Here is a 15,986-nt window from a genome sequence, read left to right as displayed (position 1 = left end):
CGACGCCGCGAGACGGTTCAGGACCAGGGCGGTGCCGTGGTCCTGAACGCCGCACACGACGATGAGAGCCAGGCGGAACGGCTGCGCCCGGGCGCAACCGTCGCGGCGTCACGAGCGTCCCGGGTGAGCGCTGCCGACGTCGGTCGCCCGATCACCCGTGGGAGGTTCTCATGTCCGACAAGCACAACATCGAGACGCCGCACGAGCGACGACCTTTTCACGACCACGGCCACATGGACGTCGTCACGCTGGGTGACTTCACGCTGGGACGCGGGGTCTTCGAACCGGGCTGGCGCTGGTCGAACGACGTCAAGCCGATCGCCGGGACCGATTCATGCCAGACCCACCACACCGGGATCTGCCTCGAGGGACAGATGACCGTGCGGTTCGACGACGGCACCGAGCTCGACCTGGGTCCGGGCGACGTGGTCGACCTGAGTCCCGGCCACGATGCCTGGACCGTCGGTGACACCGCCTGCGTCTTCCTCGACACCGGCGTGAAGGGCTACGCGAAGCCCGCGTGATCGTCATCCGCACGGCAACGGCGACGGCCGCGAGACAGGAGGTCTCGCGGCCGTCGCCGTTGCGTGGTGGGTGCGGTCGTCAGCGCGCCGTGGGCGTGCCCTGGGGGCGCGAGGAACGACGACGGCGGCGCCGGGCCGGCGCGATCGCCTCGCCGACGGCGATCGGGCGACGCTGGCCGTGGGCCTGTCCCTGGCGCGGCGTGCCCTGTCCTTGCGCCTGGCGCGACGTGCCCTGTGCGGCCGGCTTCTTCTTGGGCGTCTGCCGCTGCGGCTGCGGGGCGGGAGCCACCGGCTTGACGTAGGCGGCGGTCTCGCCGATGAGCGCGGCCACAGCGGGCGAGGCGGGGGAGACCTGCTCGATCTCGACGCTGATCTTCGCCTTGCGCAGCAGGTCCTTCACGTCGCGGCGCTGCTCGGGCGTCAGCACGGTGACCACGGTGCCCGCGGCTCCCGCACGCGCCGTGCGGCCGGAGCGGTGCAGGTAGGCCTTGTGCTCGGCGGGCGGGTCGACGTGCACGACGAGGTCGACGTCGTCCACGTGCACACCGCGCGCGGCGACGTCGGTCGCGACGAGCACGCGGACTCCGCCGTCCGCCGGGTCGGCGGAGAAGGCGGCGAGGTTGCGCTCACGTGCACCCTGCGAGAGATTGCCGTGCAGGTCCACGGCCGGGATGCCCGCGCTGGTGAGCGCCTTGGCCAGCTTCTTGGCCTGGTGCTTGGTGCGGGTGAACAGGATGCGTCGTCCGGTCCCGGAGGCGAGCGCGTTGACGAGCGTCTTCTTCGCGTCGGCATCGGCCACCTCGAACACGCGGTGCGTCATCTCGCCGACCGGCACGCTGGCCTCGTCGACCTCGTGCTTGACCGGGCGGGAGAGGAAGCGGCGGGCGAGCACGTCGATGCCGTTGTCGAGGGTCGCGCTGAACAGCAGGCGCTGGCCCTCCTTGGGCGTCGCGGTCATGATGCGCGTGACGCCGGGGAGGAAGCCGAGGTCGGCCATGTGGTCGGCCTCGTCCAGCACGGTGATCCGCACCTCGTCCAGGCGCACCAGGCCCTGCTTCATGAGGTCCTCGAGACGGCCGGGGCACGCCACGACTATGTCCACGCCGCGGCGCAGCGCCTCCTCCTGGGGGCGCTGGCTGACGCCGCCGAACACCGTGGTCACGCGCAGGCCCGCGGCCTTGGCCAGCGGGGCGATGGTCGCGGCGATCTGCGAGGCGAGCTCGCGGGTCGGCGCGAGGACGAGGCCGCGGGGGTGCTGCGGCCGGGCCTTGACGCCGGTGAGGCGCGCCACGAGCGGGAGCGCGAAGGCGAGGGTCTTGCCGCTGCCGGTGCGGCCACGGCCGAGCAGGTCGCGACCGGCGAGCGAGTCGGGCAGGGTGCCCTGCTGGATGGGGAAGGCCTCGGTCTTGCCGTCGGCGGCGAGGACGGAGGCGAGCTCGGCGGGCACGCCGAGTTCGAGGAAGGAAGGCATGGATATCTCCTGGACCGGATCTCCGGTCGCATACGGGCGTCTGATCGACGCGAGAGGTCGCCGCTCGAGAACCGGATCGCGAGGGGGAGCAGGGCTCCACTTCCAGGGATCGAATCCAGGGGATCCGGGATGGCGACGAGATGCCGGAAGATCCGACATCCCGTCCATCCTATCGTGAATCGCCCGATCGTCGGTTCAGGCCTCGACGAGCTCGGGGAGCGCGGTCGCCGACGTCGTGACGCGGGGGCGAGTGCGCACCGCCCAGACGATCGCGCCGGCGAGGATCGTGACGACGGCGACGAGCCCCCATGCGGTGGCGAAGCCGGATCCGGTTCCGTGCGGAGCCGAGCCGAACACGATCGCGCCGGTCGCCGCCGAGCCGATCGCGGATCCGATCGTGCGGAGGTTCGCGTTCACGCCTGTCGCGACGCCGGTGACCGAGGCGGGCACGCTCTGGACGACGATGCCGGCCGACGCCGCGTAGGCCAGCCCGCAGCCGATGCCGAAGCCGGCGCCGGCGAGGGCGAGCTGCCACGGCGACGAATGCGCGAGCGCGGCGCTCGCGCCGGACGCGCCCATGAGCAGTGCGCCGATGACGAGCAGGGTGCGCAGCGAGAGGATCCGGTTCAGCGCGCCGGTGGCGAAGCCGACCCCGCTCATGCCGATGAGCATCGGGACGAGCATGAGCCCGGCGTCGCGCACGGTGAGACCGGAACCGCCGGCGGAGGCCGACAGCTCGAGGAACTGCGGCAGGTAGCCCCAGAAGGCGAAGACGCCGGCCCCGATCAGGAGCGAAGCGGCGTTCACCGGCCAGATCGCGGGGGAGGCCAGCAGCCGCAGATCCACGAGCGGCTCGGCGGAGCGCAGCTCCGAGACGATCCAGGCGGCGAAGGCGAGCACGGCGAGCCCGAACAGCGCGAGGACGGCCGGCGAGGTCCAGCCCCAGCGGGAGCCGGTGCTGAGCGGCACGAGCAGCGCGACGAGCCAGGTCGAGAGCAGCACGGAAGAGCGCGTGTTCACCCGCCCGCGGGCGCGGGCGCCGCTGTCGCGCACGGCGGCGAGCGTGAGGAAGGCGCCGAGCGCCGCGACCAGGAACGGCACGGCGAAGGTGCCGCGCCAGCCGACCAGGTCTGCCAGCGGACCGGCGAGCACGGTACCCGCCGCACCGCCGATGCCGATGACGGCGCTCACCACGCCGATGGCACCGGTGACGCGCTCGCGTGGCAGGGCGTCGCGCAGCAGTCCGTAGGCGAGGGGGAACAGTGCCCCGCCGACGCCCTGCAGCACGCGGGCGACGATGAGCACCTCGAGAGTCGGGGCGATCGCGGCGAGGACGTCGCCGGCCGCCGTGACGCCCAGGGTGATCAGAAACGTGGTGCGCCGGCCACGAAGGTCGCCGATGCGGCCGAGGGTGGGCGTGGCGACGGCGGCGGCGATGAGCCACGCGGTCATGGTCCAGCTGGCCGCATCCGCGGTGACGCCGAACTCGGCCTGGATGAGCGGGACGAGGGGGATGACGAGGTTCTGCAGAAGAGCGATGGAGGAGACCGCGACGGCGATCGCGACCAGGATCGAGGTGGATGAGCGGGACATGAGTTCCCTTCCGGAGCCTGGAGAAGAGGGGTAAAGTGGAGGGAGACCTCCGAACGGAGGATGCCTCCGGATTGAGATTACCGGAGGGTCCCTCCGTTTTGCAAGGGGTCGACCGAGACTTTCTGGAAGGACGGCACGATGGGTGGCCAGAACCGTGCGACGACGACGCTGGAGGAGCGGCGGCCGCGCCGCGCCGATGCCGCTCGCAACTTCGACGCCCTCGTCGCCGCCGGCCGCGAGGCCTTCGCGGAAGACGGCTCCGGCGCCTCGCTGGAGGACATCGCTCGTCGGGCCGGGGTCGGCATCGGCACGCTGTATCGCAACTTCCCGACCAGGGACGACCTGATCGAGACGCTCTACCTCCGCGAGGTCGCCGCGCTCGCCGACGCGGCGGACGAGGTGGCCGATCTGGCGCCGTGGCCGGCGCTCGAGGCCTGGCTGGGGCGGTTCATCGAGTACGTCGGCACCAAGCACGTGCTCCTGGACGGGCTGAACCGGGAGTCGTCGGTGTTCGCGGAGTGCCGCGGCGTGATGCTGGGTGCGGGGGAGCCGCTGCTCGCCCGTGCGCAGGAGGACGGCGCCGTCAAGGCGGATCTCGCGATCGCCGACGTGGTCAAGCTCGTCGCCGGAGTGAGCGCGGTGGCCTACGACGACGAGGAGCAGCGCCGTCGCGTGCTCGGCCTCGCGATCGGATCGCTGCGCTCCTGAGCTCTGCCCGAGGGGGCGGATCTCCGAGCCGTTCGCTCGGAGAAGTGCACTCATCTCGGACGGATTCGCGAGATCGCTCCGATGATCGCGTACATCTCCGTGCGCGGCGCACAGGCCGCGTACGGCCGGGGCGCACGGCCCCTGCGCTTCTAGGCGTGCAGGGCCTCGTTCAGCGTCACGCCCACGCCGGCGCGGCGCACGGCCTCGACGGCTCCGGAGAGGGAGTTGCGGCGGAACAGGATCCCGTTCTCGCCGCTCAGGTCCGCGCCCTTGACGACGGGCCGTCCGCCGTCGGCCAGGGGGGCGCCGTCGGCGAGCACGATCTTCGTGCCGGCCGTGACGTAGAGCCCCGCCTCGACGATGCAGTCGTCACCGAGGGAGATGCCGATGCCGGCGTTCGCGCCGAGCAGGGTGCGCGCGCCGATCGAGACCCGGTGGGTGCCGCCGCCGGACAGCGTGCCCATGATCGAGGAGCCTCCGCCGATGTCGGATCCGTCGCCGACGACCACACCCTGGGAGATCCGGCCCTCGACCATCGAGGCGCCGAGCGTGCCCGCATTGAAGTTCACGAAGCCCTCGTGCATGACCGTGGTGCCGGGCGCCAGGTGGGCGCCCAGGCGCACCCGCGACGCGTCCGCGATCCGCACGCCCTCCGGAAGCACGTAGTCGGTGAGCCGCGGGAACTTGTCCACGCCCGAGATCTGGATCCCGGAACGCTGCAGCAGCGGACGCAGTCGTGCGGCGTCGGCGGGGAGCATCGGGCCGGCGCTGGTCCAGGCGACGTTCGGGAGGTGCCCGAAGATGCCGTCGAGGTTCAGCTCGTTGGGGCGCACCAGCAGGTGCGAGAGGGCGTGCAGGCGCAGGTAGGCGTCGGCGGTGGAGGCGGGAGCCGCATCCAGGTCGATCGAGAGCTGCACCGTCTCGACGGTGACGTTGCGGCGCTCGTCCGCACCGGCGAGGGCCTCGAGGGTCATGGCGGACGCGGCGAGCTCTGCCTCGGACGGCTCGGCCGCGCCGATCTCGGCGAACCAGGCGTCCAGGACGGTGCCGTCGCCGGCGATGGTGGTCAGGCCGGAGCCGTGGATCATGCGCGCGTCGCTCATGCCTCCACGCTACCGAACGCCCGCCCCCAGCTTCCCCTTCATGACGCGGCGCTAGGGTGGGGACCATGCCGCTCGATCTCACCGCCTCCGCGGCGGACATCACCCGCGCGATCTGCGACATCCCCAGCGTTTCGGGGGAGGAGAAGCCCCTGGCAGACCTGATCGAGGAGGCCGTGCGCGCGCTCGGCCATCTCGAGGTGCTGCGCGAGGGCAACACGATCGTCGCCCGCACGAACCTGGGTCGCGCGCAGCGCGTGGCGATCGCCGGGCACATCGACACGGTCCCGATCAACGCGAACGTGCCGACGCGCGACGTGGTCATCGACGGCGAGGCGCTGATCTGGGGGCGCGGCACAGTAGACATGAAGGCCGGGGTCGCCGTGCAGCTCAAGCTCGCCGCCGAGCTCACCGAGCCCGTGGTCGACATCACGTGGATGTGGTACGACAACGAGGAGGTGGAGGCCGCGCGCAACGGCCTCAAGCTCCTCGCCGATCGCCGCCCGGATCTGTTCCAGGCCGACTTCGCGATCCTCGGCGAGCCCTCCAACGGCGAGGTCGAGGGCGGCTGCAACGGCACCCTGCGCGCCGTCGTCCGCACGACCGGCGTGCGGGCGCATTCGGCACGCGCATGGATCGGCGAGAACGCGATCCACCGTGCCGCACCGATCCTCGCGCGTCTCGCCGAGTACCGTCCGCGCGAGATCGCGGTCGACGCTCTGGTGTACCGCGAGGGGCTGAACGCGGTGCGGATCAGCGGCGGCATCGCCGGCAACGTGATCCCCGATGCCTGCGAGGTCGAGGTGAACTACCGATTCGCCCCGAGCAAGTCCGCGACCGATGCGGAGGCGCACGTGCGCAACGTGTTCGCCGGGTTCGCGGTCGAGATCACGGACGTCGCCGAGGGTGCGCGCCCCGGCCTCGACGCCCCGATCGCACAGGATTTCCTCGCCGCCGTCGGCGCGACCCCGCAGCCGAAGTACGGGTGGACCGACGTGGCACGCTTCTCCGCGCTGGGCATCCCCGCCGTCAACTACGGACCGGGGGATCCGCATCTCGCCCATCACGACGAGGAGCGGGTGCCGCTCACGCAGATCACGGCCACCGAACGGGGCCTGCGTTCCTGGCTCAGCGGTGTCTGAGCTCGCTGCAGCGGCGGTGCGCCGCCCGCGTTCTGCGGCGACCGGGCCGCGCTGGGCAGCCCGGAGCTACTCCCGCACCCCCGCGTGGGCCGGAATCCTCGCGATCTACCTCGGAGCGCGCCTGATCACCACGGGCCTGCTGCTGTGGGCGACCGGTCTCTCCGGCGCTCCGGGTTCGCGGTTCGGGCACGGGGCGTCGATCGCCTCATTCGTGACCGGTTGGGATGCGCAGTGGTACTGGTACATCGTCGTGTACGGCTATCCGACCACGCTCCCGCTCGGGGCGGACGGGCACATCACCCAGAACTCCTGGGCCTTCCTGCCGGTGTACCCCTGGGTCTCACAGGTCTTCGCGCTTCCGTTCGGCGATGGCGGCTGGGGAGTGGGAGCGGCTCTCGTGTCCCTGGTCGCGGGATATCTCTGCTGCCTCGTGCTGTTCCGGATGATGCGTGGTCGGATCGGCCGGATGGCGGCCGTGTGGACCGTCGTCTTCTTCGCCTCCGGGCCCCTCGGAGCCCTGTTCCAGGTGGGCTATGCCGAGGTCCTGAACATGCTGTTCCTGCTGCTCGCGCTCGACGGCCTGATCCGCCGCCGCTACGTGCGGCTGTACCCGCTGATCGTGCTGATGGGCTTCACGCGCCCCGGCGTGCTGTCGTTCGCGCTGATGCTCGGCCTCATGCTCGTGGTGCGCTGGATCCGACGGAAGTCGGATCCGCTGTCCGGACGCGAGATCGCGCACTACCTCGGACTCGGCGCGCTGGGCGTCGTCGTGGGTTTCGCCTGGCAGGTGATCGCGGGCATCGCGACGGGCGTGCCGAATGCCTACCTGGAGACCGAGCTGAGCTGGCGCGGGTTCTGGATGCCGCAGGACGGGCACACCGTTTTCTCGCCGTTCGAGGGGTGGCTGAGCGCGATGCCGTACTGGGCGCAGCTGCTGGGTCTGCCCGGATGGCTCGGGCTCGTCGCGCTGGCACTGCTCGTGCTGCTGTTCGCCGCGGCGCTGATCTTCGGCCCCGGGGTGCGGCGACTCGGTCCGGAGATCCGGCTCTTCGCGGCGAGCTACGCACTGTATCTGCTCGCCGTGTTCTTCCCGCAGTCCAGCACGCTGCGGCTCCTGTTCCCGCTCGCACCGCTCTGGGGCGCGGTCGGCTGGCGCCGCTCCTGGTGGCTGCGCATCGCCGTGCTGGTGGCGTGCATCGGCCTGCAGGCGCTGTGGATCGCGAACGTGTACGGCCTGGCGAACACCTTCTGGCGCGTGCCCTGAGCCGGCGCGCGCACCACCCGGCCCGGCCACGCCGCGGTAAGCGGTGTCCCAGCACCCACTAATATGGGAGCTGTAGACCACCGAGGAAAGGGAGCACCGCGATGGCAGCGATGAAGCCGAGGACTGGCGACGGACCTATGGAGGCCGTGAAGGAGGGCCGGCTGATCATCGTGCGCGTGCCGCTCGAGGGCGGCGGGCGTCTGGTCGTCTCCGTCAACGACGCCGAGGCGAAGGAGCTTCACGACGTGCTCAGCAGCGTCGTGGCAGCCGCCTGACCGCACGATTGCACAGAATCCAGATCTTCTCAGATCTTCGAAAGGCCCGCTTCCTGCGGGCCTTTCGTCATTCCGCGATGCCGGTCAGCTGCAGCAGCCCCTCGCCGACGGTGCTCAGCGCGGCGAGCACGGCCGGGGACTGCTGGGTCTCCTGGATGAGCGAGCGATACGCGACGGTGACGTCGTCGCGCTGCACCGGATCCGCGACCCTTCCGCCGGCCAGCACGCGCGGAACGAGCACGGTCCCGCCGGCACGGACGAGCCGCAGGCCGTGCTCGACGTACTCGATCACGTTCTCGGGATCCGCGTCCACCAGGACGATGTCGTAGGCGGCCTCGTTCATCCGGGGCAGCACATCGGCGGCTCTGCCGGCGATGAAGCGCGCACGGGTCGGGGCGATCCGTGCGTCCTGGAAGGCGCTGCGCGCGGCGGCGAGGTGCTCCGGCTCGTTGTCGATCGACGTGAGCACGGCCTTCGGGGCGCCGCGCAGCAGCCACAGCCCGGAGACGCCGGCGCCGGTGCCGATCTCGACGATCGAGCGCGCGCCGGTGGCCGCGGCGAGCACGGCGATCTGCGCGCCGACGGCGGCGCTGATCGGCTGCGCACCGAGTTCGACCGCGTGCGCGCGCGCCCTGACGATCTCATCCGGCTCGACGATTGCTTCGCGCACGTACCGTGCGTTGGCGTCCTGCTCGCTCACTTCGACTCCCTGGCGGTCGCTCAATGCTCCGCATGTTCCCCCAGCGTAGGCGTCCCCCGTGTCTCCGGGGGCCAGGCGCGGCGGTACCCTTGTGACATGTTCTTCGGCATCACCTTCGAGAAGCTGATCGTGATCGGCGTGATCGCAGCCCTTCTCGTCGGCCCTGAGCGGCTCCCGCGCTACGCGGAGTCGTTCGCGCGCCTGGTCAAGAGGGCCGGCGACTACCTGCGCGGCGCGAAAGACCGCATGCGCGAGGAGGTCGGGCCGGAGATCGACGAGCTGGACTGGCGCAAGCTGGATCCCCGGCAGTACGACCCGCGTCGCATCATCCGCGACGCGCTGATGGACGACACCCCGGCGCCCCCGCGTCCGGCCGCCCCGGTCGCCGAGGCCGAGCCGGTCGCGGCCCCTGCGGCCGCAGGTTCGGCGGCCGCTCTGCTGGCCACGGCGACCGCGATGAACGCCGCGTCCGCCGGGGGCGAGTCCGCTCCCGTGTCGAAGGCGCCGAAGGTGTTCTCCGCCGAGGAGCTCCCGCCCTACGACAGCGAAGCGACCTGACGTCTAACCCAGGCTGACCGGCAGCCGGCGCCCGGAGAGGCCGCGCCCACCCTGATCGACCGCATCGGCGACCGCCAGGATGGCGCGCGCCGCGGGATCCTGCGGATCCGCCAGCACTACGGGAACTCCCGCGTCCCCGCCCGTGCGCAATGCGGGGCTCAGCGGCACCGAGCCCAGCAGCGGAACCGGGTCCGCGTCCCGCGACAGCGCGTCCGCGACGGCCTGCCCGCCACCGGATCCGAACAGATCGAGCACGGTGCCGTCGGGCAGCGTCAGCGCGGCCATGTTCTCCACGACCCCGATCACGCGCTGCCCGGTCTGCCGGGCCACGAGCCCACTGCGGATCGCCACGTCGGACGCGGCTTCCTGCGGCGTGGTCACGACCAGCACTTCGGCATGGGGGAGCAGCTGGCCGAGCGTGATCGCGATGTCGCCGGTGCCGGGCGGCATGTCGATGAGCAGCACGTCGAGATCGCCGAAGAACACGTCGGTGAGGAACTGCTGCACGGTGCGATGCAGCATGGGCCCGCGCCACGCGACGACGGACTCACCCTCCCGCAGGAACATGCCGATCGAGATCGCCTTCACGTCGTGGGCGACCGGGGGCAGCATGAGGTCGTCGATCCGGGTGGGCTGCGTGCCGGGGGCGATCCCGAGCAGGCCGGGGATCGAGAAGCCGTGCACGTCGGCGTCGATGAGCCCGACCCTGCGACCGCGCGCCGCCAGAGCGACCGCGAGGTTGGCGGTGAGCGAGGACTTGCCGACCCCGCCCTTGCCGCTCGTGACGGCGATCACGCGCGTGAGCGAATCCGGGCCGAACGGCATCTGCCGGGGCGCCCTGCCGTCGCGCAGACGCTCGGTGAGGGCGCGGCGCTCCTCCGGCGTCATGACGCCCACGGCGACCTCGACCGCGTCGATCCCGGGCACGGCGGCCGCGGCGGCGCGCACGTCGGCCTCGATCCGGTTCGCAGCGGGACAGCCCACGATGGTCAGCGCGATGCCGACATGGGCGACCGCGCCGGCGACCGTGATGTCGCGGAGCATGTCGAGATCGGCCAGCGGGCGGCGCAGTTCGGGGTCGGTGACGGCGCCGACCGCGCGGCGGACCGCGTCGGCGAGCTCGCCGGTCACGGAGTCGGCTCCGCCGGATCCTCGTTACGGAGTTCCGAGAGCATCGCCCGGAGCTCGGCGCGCAGGACCTCGCGGGTGACGCCCTGCGCGGAGCGCTCCTCGAGCGCCATGCGCAACGCGACGATCTCCCGCGCCAGGTACTCGGTGTCGGCGAGGTTGCGCTCGGCGCGCTGCCGGTCCTGCTCGATCTGCACGCGGTCGCGGTCGTCCTGACGGTTCTGCGCGAGCAGGATCAGCGGGGCGGCGTAGGAGGCCTGCAGCGAGAGGATCAGCGTGAGGAGCGTGAAGTTCGTCGCGGCGGGATCGAACTGCCATTCCCTGGGCATGGCGATGTTCCACCACAGCCAGACGATGACGAACACCGACATCCCGATGAGGAAGCCCGAGGTGCCCATCGCCCGCGCGAACGCCTCGGAGAACCGCCCGAACGTGTCGCTCGACGGTGTCGATGTGCCGCGTCCGAGCATGCTGGAGCGGCCGCGGGGCAGGTCAAGCCCGCGACGGCCCGACTTCGCCATCATCCGGCCGCTCCCTGGGTCGGCACGGACGACGCGGATCCGGGGCGGTCATCCGCGTCGTGCGAACGCCAGTCGTCGGGCAGCAGGTAGTCGAGCACGTCGTCGACGCTGATCGCGCCGACCAGTCGGTGCGCCTGGTCCACGACGGGCAGCGACACGAGGTCGTAGCTGGCCAGCATGCGCGCCACCTCGGCCGCCGACGCGGTCGCGGGGACGGGTTCCAGAGTGTCGTCGACGATGGCGCCGAGCCGTTCGTGCGGGGGATAGCGCAGCATCCGCTGGAAGTGCACGACGCCGAGCAGGCGCCCGGTGGGCGTCTCGAACGGCGGCAGCGTGATGAAGACCGCAGCGGCCAGGGCAGGATGCAGCTCGTGCCGGCGGATGAGCGCCAGCGCCTCGGCCACGGTGGCGTCGGCGGAGAGGATGATCGGCTCGGGGGTCATCAGACCTCCCGCGGTGTCGGGGCTGTAGCGCAGCAGCATGCGCACGTCCTCCGCCTCCTCCGGCTCCATCAGCTCGAGCAGGTGCTCCAGACGGCCCTGGGGGAGCTGCGCGAGCAGGTCGGCGGCGTCGTCCGGCTCCATCTGGTCGAGGATGTCGGCGGCGCGCTCGTCGCCGAGGCGATCCAGGATGTCCATCTGATCGTCCTCGGGCATCTCCTCGAGGGCGTCGGCGAGCCGCTCGTCCGGCAGCTCCTCGGCGACCTCGATGCGACGCTGCTGGGGCAGGTCGAGCAGGGTGTTCGCGAGGTCGGCGGGGTGCATCTCGGAATAGGTGGCGACCAGCTGCTCGGCGGACTGCGCCTCGCCCGGGCGGTTGTGCTCGTGCACCTGGTTCCAGGTCGCGAACGTGGTGGGGCCCTTCGCGAACGGCGAGGCGCTGGTCTTCGGCTTGCGCAGGAACAGCTGGCTCACGGACCACTCGCCGAGCCGGTTCGGCTCGATCGCGACGTCTTCGATGACCGCGGTGCCCGAGGCGTCGGAGAAGTCGACGCGCCGGCCGATGAGCTCGGCCATGATGCGCACCTCGCCGTTGCGCGGCTTGAAGCGGCGCACGTTCATCAGCCCGGACGTGATGACCTGTCCGGTGCTGATGGATCCGACCCGTCCGATCGAGAGGAACACCTGCCGGCGGCCGGGGATCTCGCACACCAGGCCGATCACACGCGGTGCCGCGCTACTTCGGTACACGACGACGACATCACGGACTTTCCCGATCCGGTCGCCGGCGGGGTCGAACACGGCGCACCCGGCCAGGCGTGCGACGAATACCCGCTGTGTGCTCATGGTTCCAGCGTAGTGTCCTGCGCCCCCGGATCCGGGGCGGGTGACGGCATCCGGCGGCCCTGTCGCGGGCGCATGGAACAATGGACCGATGAGCATGATGAACGCTTCAGGCACCGCGGGCGAGATCGGCGAGACGGTCGCCTCCGTCTCGGAGTACGAGGCGGCGCAGAAGCTCGTCTCGCAGCTGATCGCGGGGGAGATCCCGGCGAGGGCGATCGCCATCGTTGGCGTCGGCGTGCAGACCGTGGAGCGCGTGACCGGCCGGCTCGGCTACGCCAACGCGGCGCGCTCCGGCGCGGTCAACGGCGTGCTCATCGGCCTCTTCCTCTCGGCGATCTTCGTGCTGGGCAATCCCGCGGTGCCGATGCAGGCGTTCGTGGGGATCCTGTTCGTCGGCGTCGCGATCGGCATGATCCTGAGCCTCATCACGTACTCGATCGTGCGTCGTCGCCGCGACTACGCCAGCGTGATGCAGCTCAAGGCCGATCACTACGAGGTGACCGTGCTGTCCGACTCGGTCGGCAAGGCGCGGCAGGTGCTCGGTCGTGCCGTGAGCCCGATCCCGCAGCCCGCTCCTGCCGCCGGAACGACCGCGGCAGCGCCCCCGCAGTACGGCGAGCGGGTCGAGGAGCCGCCGCGCTACGGCGAGCGCATCGCGCCGCCGCGCCCGCCGATGCCGCCGGCGCCGCCGGTCGCGTCGGTGCAGCCCGCCGTGCCCACGGCAACGGACGATGCCCCTGCACCCGATACGGCCCCGGCCGCGCCCGCGGAGAACCACCCTCTGGAGACGCCGCCCTCGGCGGAAGCCCCCGCCGAGGGCGAGAACCCGGCGGGAGACGGCGCCTCGCGATGATGGGAACGGTCGAGGAGCGGTTCCGGATCGCGGTTCCGCTGCCCGCCGGGCCGATCGAGGTGTCGGCCGCGTTCGGCCCCGCCGCTGAGGATCGCGCCGGTGCCGATGCGCCGATCGTGGCGATCGCGCACGGCGCGGGTGCGGGCATGGATCATCCGTTCCTCCTCGGCTTCGCCGCAGGTCTGCGCGCCGTGGGACTGCATACGCTGCGGTTCAACTTCCCCTACGTCGAGGCGGGCCGGCGCATGCCCGGGCCGGCGGCGCACGCGATGCTCGCCTGGCACGCCGTGGCGGCTGCGGCGCGCGAACGCGGCTCCGGATCCGTCATCGCCTGCGGCAAGTCGTACGGCGGACGGATGGCATCGATGGCCGCCACTGAGCAGGGCGGTCTCGCCGTGACGGGGCTGGTCTATCTGGGCTACCCGCTGCATCAGCCGGGCAAGCCGGAGAAGCCGCGGATCGAGCACCTGCCCGCGGTGCCGCAGCCGCAGTTGTTCGTCGAGGGCACGAACGACCCGTTCGTGCAGCCGCTGTCGCAGCTCGAGGAGGCGGTCGCCGCCTGCCAGGAGGCGCGGATCGTCTGGATCGACGGCGGCGGGCACTCGTTCGAGGTGAAGGGCCGCAAGCGCCCGGCCGCCGAGGTCGGGGCCGATCTCGCGCCCCTCGTCGCGGAGTTCGCACGGTCGGGGGCCGGCGCGGACGCGTCGACGACCGGCGCATCCGGCAGGACCGCAGAGGGAGACGCATGAGCACGGCGCAGGAATGGGACGCGATCGGGATCGACCGGCTGCGTGAGATCGGCAGCCTCAAGTGGTCGGTCTTCCCCGAGGCGATCGGCGCCTTCGTCGCCGAGATGGACTTCCCTCCGGCGCCGGCGATCGCCGCCGCCATGAAGGACGCGATCGACGACGGCCTGACCGGATACCTGCCGGCGGCCGTGCGGACGCGTATGACCGAGGCGACCGCGCGCTGGCAGAAGGAGCGCTACGGCTGGGACGTGCCGGCGGATCGGATCCGCGCCGTGCCCGACGTTCTCACCGCCCTGCGTGCGACGATCGACTTCTTCACCGAGCCCGGCTCGAAGATCGTGCTGCCCACGCCCGCGTACATGCCGTTCCTGACGATCCCCGCGATGCACGATCGCGAGATCGTCGAGGTGCCCATGCTGGTCGATTCAGGTCGCCACGTCTACGACCTGGAGGGCATCGACCGGGCGTTCGCGGACGGCGGCGGCCTGCTGATCCTGTGCAACCCGTACAACCCCCTGGGGCGGGTGTTCGAGCGGGCAGAGCTCGAGGCCGTCGCGGAGGTCGTCGCACGGCACGGCGCGCGCGTGTTCTCAGACGAGATCCACGCGCCGCTCGTCTTCGCCCCGCATCGGCATGTGCCCTATGCGAGCATCAGCGCGGTGACGGCGGGGCACACGATCACCGCGGCCAGCGCCTCGAAGGCGTTCAATCTGCCGGGCCTCAAGGCGGCGCAGGTGATCCTGACGAACGACGCGGATGCCGAGACGTGGGCACGACCCGAGGTCGCCTGGGCGGAGCACGGCACGGCGAACCTCGGCGTCATCGCGACCACGGCCGCCTTCGACGACAGCCGGGACTGGCTCGACGACACGCTCGACTACCTCGACGGCAACCGACGCCTCCTGGGCGAGCTGCTCGCCGAGCACATCCCTGGCATGGGCTACCGGGCACCGGAGGGTACGTACATCGCCTGGCTCGACGCACGAGCACTCGGCATCGAGGGCTCGCCCGCCGCGTTCTTCCGGGAGCACGCGGGGGTCGCGATGACCGACGGCATCGCCTGCGGCGCCGCAGGGGAGGGCTATCTGCGGTTCATCCTCGCCACGCCCCGCCCGGTCATCGAGCAGGCCGTGCGCCAGATGGCCGCCGCGCTCTGCGAGCACGACGCAGGCTGAGGGCCGCGACCGCTCCGCCGGAGAGCGGGGCCTCAGCCCAGATCCGGATCGGCGAGCAGCCGTCGCATGGTGCGCAGGCCGAGGGCGGCCATGACGGGATTGGTGCGCTCGTAGTACCAGCCGAGGCCCATCGCCTGCTGCAGCGCCCACGCGGCGCCACGGCGCCACTCGTCGTCATCGCAGCCCAGCGCGGCCCGGAGCCGGCGCCGGTCGTCGAGTCCGAGCAGGTGCCACGCGACCACGAGATCGAGCGACGGATCCGCGGCTCCGAAGGACCCGCCGTCCAGCACGCCGGCGAGCCGACGATCGTCCGAGACCAGCAGGTTCGGCGGGATCAGATCCTTGTGCGACATGACCTCGGTGCTGGGATGCGGGATCCGCGACAGGCGCTCCCAGAGCGCACACGCGGCCGGAACATCCAGCAGGTGCCCGCTCCTCGCGAAGCACTCCGCCATCCACTCCTCGTGGGCGTGCAGCTCGCCGCCGCGGCCCCGGCCGTCGAACGTCCGCCCCCGCAGGGGTGTGAGACGCAGGGCCCCGATCAGCCGCGCCAGATCGTCGGCGAGCAGCGGGAGTGCACCAGGATCCTCCTCCGACAGCGTCTCGGCGGCGGTGCGCCCAGGGATCCAGGTCTGGACCGACCACGCGGAGGGGTAGTCCTCATCCCGGTCGATGACGCCGTCCACGACGGGCGCGGGGAACAGCGAGCACGTCGCGAACTCGTCGAGGGCGCGCGCCTCCGCGGAGACGTCGTCGAGGGGCGCCGACTGCAGCGGGAACCGGGCGACATGCGCGTCGCCGATCCGGAACAGCGCGTTCACCGTGCCGGGCGTCGACAGCGCGTGGACGGGCAGCTCCGCGAGTGCGGGAAAGGCCGCCGCGATCCTCTCGGTCGCGGCGGCCTCGTTCAACCGGAGCCTGATCCGGATGCATGTCCTC

The 15,986-nt window shown here is 71.7% G+C and carries 17 protein-coding genes; 9 read left to right on the top strand and 8 right to left on the bottom strand.

Going from position 1 to position 15,986, the window contains the following annotated elements; all coding sequences use genetic code 11:
* Nucleotides 1-170 precede the first annotated feature (170 nt).
* A complete protein-coding gene (locus tag LXM50_RS13945; RefSeq protein ID WP_233311984.1) occupies nt 171-524 on the top strand; it encodes a cupin domain-containing protein in 354 nt (117 codons plus the stop codon).
* A 79-nt stretch (nt 525-603) separates the two neighbouring features.
* On the opposite strand, the gene LXM50_RS13940 is transcribed toward LXM50_RS13945, so the two are convergent.
* On the bottom strand, nt 604-1,995 hold the full coding sequence (locus LXM50_RS13940) for a DEAD/DEAH box helicase (RefSeq protein ID WP_233311983.1): 1,392 nt from the start codon (nt 1,993-1,995) through the stop codon (nt 604-606).
* A 195-nt stretch (nt 1,996-2,190) separates the two neighbouring features.
* Nucleotides 2,191-3,588, bottom strand: coding sequence for an MFS transporter (locus tag LXM50_RS13935; protein WP_233311982.1), 1,398 nt, complete (start codon nt 3,586-3,588; stop codon nt 2,191-2,193).
* Nucleotides 3,589-3,726: 138 nt separating this feature from the next.
* On the opposite strand from LXM50_RS13935, the gene LXM50_RS13930 reads away from it, so the two are divergent.
* Nucleotides 3,727-4,296, top strand: a complete 570-nt coding sequence (locus LXM50_RS13930) for a TetR/AcrR family transcriptional regulator (protein WP_233311981.1) — start codon at nt 3,727-3,729, stop codon at nt 4,294-4,296.
* Nucleotides 4,297-4,445: 149 nt separating this feature from the next.
* On the opposite strand, the gene dapD is transcribed toward LXM50_RS13930, so the two are convergent.
* Entirely contained in the window at nt 4,446-5,399 is a 954-nt protein-coding gene (gene dapD, locus LXM50_RS13925; protein ID WP_233311980.1) for a 2,3,4,5-tetrahydropyridine-2,6-dicarboxylate N-succinyltransferase, read from the bottom strand.
* A 65-nt stretch (nt 5,400-5,464) separates the two neighbouring features.
* Here dapD and dapE point away from each other — a divergent pair, with 65 nt between their 5' ends.
* The 3 genes from dapE (at nt 5,465) to LXM50_RS13910 (ending at nt 8,077) form a co-directional block, all read left to right on the top strand.
* Complete coding sequence (gene dapE / locus LXM50_RS13920) at nt 5,465-6,538, top strand: succinyl-diaminopimelate desuccinylase (RefSeq protein ID WP_233311979.1); 1,074 nt, start codon at nt 5,465-5,467, stop codon at nt 6,536-6,538.
* Nucleotides 6,531-7,802 carry a hypothetical protein gene (locus LXM50_RS13915; RefSeq protein WP_233311978.1) on the top strand — a complete coding sequence of 424 codons (1,272 nt, stop codon included), beginning with the start codon at nt 6,531-6,533 and terminating at the stop codon, nt 7,800-7,802. The genes dapE and LXM50_RS13915 overlap by 8 nt, the downstream gene beginning before the upstream one ends.
* A 101-nt stretch (nt 7,803-7,903) precedes the next feature.
* On the top strand, nt 7,904-8,077 hold the full coding sequence (locus tag LXM50_RS13910; protein ID WP_082072398.1) for a DUF3117 domain-containing protein: 174 nt from the start codon (nt 7,904-7,906) through the stop codon (nt 8,075-8,077).
* A 67-nt stretch (nt 8,078-8,144) separates the two neighbouring features.
* Here LXM50_RS13910 and LXM50_RS13905 read toward each other — a convergent pair whose 3' ends face one another.
* Entirely contained in the window at nt 8,145-8,777 is a 633-nt protein-coding gene (locus tag LXM50_RS13905) for a class I SAM-dependent methyltransferase (RefSeq protein WP_233311977.1), read from the bottom strand.
* A 96-nt stretch (nt 8,778-8,873) separates the two neighbouring features.
* Here LXM50_RS13905 and LXM50_RS13900 point away from each other — a divergent pair, with 96 nt between their 5' ends.
* Nucleotides 8,874-9,335, top strand: a complete 462-nt coding sequence (locus LXM50_RS13900; protein WP_233311976.1) for a Sec-independent protein translocase TatB — start codon at nt 8,874-8,876, stop codon at nt 9,333-9,335.
* Between the two features lie 3 nt (nt 9,336-9,338).
* On the opposite strand, the gene LXM50_RS13895 is transcribed toward LXM50_RS13900, so the two are convergent.
* From LXM50_RS13895 to LXM50_RS13885, 3 genes are read right to left on the bottom strand one after another with little or no spacing between them, the layout of a single operon-like run.
* Complete coding sequence (locus LXM50_RS13895; RefSeq protein WP_233311975.1) at nt 9,339-10,466, bottom strand: Mrp/NBP35 family ATP-binding protein; 1,128 nt, start codon at nt 10,464-10,466, stop codon at nt 9,339-9,341.
* Nucleotides 10,463-10,984: a DUF1003 domain-containing protein gene (locus tag LXM50_RS13890; RefSeq protein ID WP_233312100.1), complete on the bottom strand. Its 522-nt coding sequence runs from the start codon at nt 10,982-10,984 to the stop codon at nt 10,463-10,465. The genes LXM50_RS13895 and LXM50_RS13890 overlap by 4 nt, the downstream gene beginning before the upstream one ends.
* Nucleotides 10,984-12,270, bottom strand: coding sequence for a magnesium transporter (locus tag LXM50_RS13885; protein ID WP_233311974.1), 1,287 nt, complete (start codon nt 12,268-12,270; stop codon nt 10,984-10,986). Before LXM50_RS13885 ends, LXM50_RS13890 begins: the two co-directional genes overlap by 1 nt.
* Nucleotides 12,271-12,358: 88 nt before the next feature.
* On the opposite strand from LXM50_RS13885, the gene LXM50_RS13880 reads away from it, so the two are divergent.
* Genes LXM50_RS13880 through LXM50_RS13870 form a run of 3 tightly spaced genes read left to right on the top strand, consistent with a single transcriptional unit; the run spans nt 12,359 to nt 15,047 of the window.
* Nucleotides 12,359-13,123 carry a general stress protein gene (locus LXM50_RS13880; RefSeq protein WP_233311973.1) on the top strand — a complete coding sequence of 255 codons (765 nt, stop codon included), beginning with the start codon at nt 12,359-12,361 and terminating at the stop codon, nt 13,121-13,123.
* Complete coding sequence (locus LXM50_RS13875) at nt 13,123-13,872, top strand: alpha/beta family hydrolase (RefSeq protein WP_374107836.1); 750 nt, start codon at nt 13,123-13,125, stop codon at nt 13,870-13,872. Before LXM50_RS13880 ends, LXM50_RS13875 begins: the two co-directional genes overlap by 1 nt.
* Nucleotides 13,869-15,047, top strand: a complete 1,179-nt coding sequence (locus LXM50_RS13870; RefSeq protein WP_233311971.1) for a MalY/PatB family protein — start codon at nt 13,869-13,871, stop codon at nt 15,045-15,047. The genes LXM50_RS13875 and LXM50_RS13870 overlap by 4 nt, the downstream gene beginning before the upstream one ends.
* Before the next feature lie 32 nt (nt 15,048-15,079).
* Here the strand turns inward: LXM50_RS13870 and LXM50_RS13865 are convergent, their stop codons facing one another.
* Entirely contained in the window at nt 15,080-15,958 is an 879-nt protein-coding gene (locus LXM50_RS13865; protein ID WP_233311970.1) for a phosphotransferase, read from the bottom strand.
* Nucleotides 15,959-15,986: the final 28 nt, after the last annotated feature.

This window comes from Microbacterium sp. Au-Mic1 (assembly GCF_021341785.1).
Lineage (GTDB): Bacteria > Actinomycetota > Actinomycetes > Actinomycetales > Microbacteriaceae > Microbacterium.
The sequence above is the reverse complement of the archived record's forward strand: the minus strand, read 5'-3'. Positions and strand labels throughout refer to the sequence as shown.

What these genes read in the sequence shown, in the direction of transcription:
- LXM50_RS13940 (WP_233311983.1), bottom strand. Translation starts at nt 1,995, where the DNA reads ATGCCTTCCTTCCTCGAACTCGGCGTGCCCGCCGAGCTCGCCTCCGTC.
- LXM50_RS13885 (WP_233311974.1), bottom strand. Translation starts at nt 12,270, where the DNA reads ATGAGCACACAGCGGGTATTCGTCGCACGCCTGGCCGGGTGCGCCGTG.
- LXM50_RS13945 (WP_233311984.1), top strand. Translation starts at nt 171, where the DNA reads ATGTCCGACAAGCACAACATCGAGACGCCGCACGAGCGACGACCTTTT.
- LXM50_RS13900 (WP_233311976.1), top strand. Translation starts at nt 8,874, where the DNA reads ATGTTCTTCGGCATCACCTTCGAGAAGCTGATCGTGATCGGCGTGATC.
- LXM50_RS13930 (WP_233311981.1), top strand. Translation starts at nt 3,727, where the DNA reads ATGGGTGGCCAGAACCGTGCGACGACGACGCTGGAGGAGCGGCGGCCG.
- LXM50_RS13910 (WP_082072398.1), top strand. Translation starts at nt 7,904, where the DNA reads ATGGCAGCGATGAAGCCGAGGACTGGCGACGGACCTATGGAGGCCGTG.
- LXM50_RS13935 (WP_233311982.1), bottom strand. Translation starts at nt 3,588, where the DNA reads ATGTCCCGCTCATCCACCTCGATCCTGGTCGCGATCGCCGTCGCGGTC.
- dapE (WP_233311979.1), top strand. Translation starts at nt 5,465, where the DNA reads ATGCCGCTCGATCTCACCGCCTCCGCGGCGGACATCACCCGCGCGATC.
- LXM50_RS13875 (WP_374107836.1), top strand. Translation starts at nt 13,123, where the DNA reads ATGGGAACGGTCGAGGAGCGGTTCCGGATCGCGGTTCCGCTGCCCGCC.
- dapD (WP_233311980.1), bottom strand. Translation starts at nt 5,399, where the DNA reads ATGAGCGACGCGCGCATGATCCACGGCTCCGGCCTGACCACCATCGCC.
- LXM50_RS13890 (WP_233312100.1), bottom strand. Translation starts at nt 10,984, where the DNA reads ATGGCGAAGTCGGGCCGTCGCGGGCTTGACCTGCCCCGCGGCCGCTCC.
- LXM50_RS13870 (WP_233311971.1), top strand. Translation starts at nt 13,869, where the DNA reads ATGAGCACGGCGCAGGAATGGGACGCGATCGGGATCGACCGGCTGCGT.
- LXM50_RS13880 (WP_233311973.1), top strand. Translation starts at nt 12,359, where the DNA reads ATGAGCATGATGAACGCTTCAGGCACCGCGGGCGAGATCGGCGAGACG.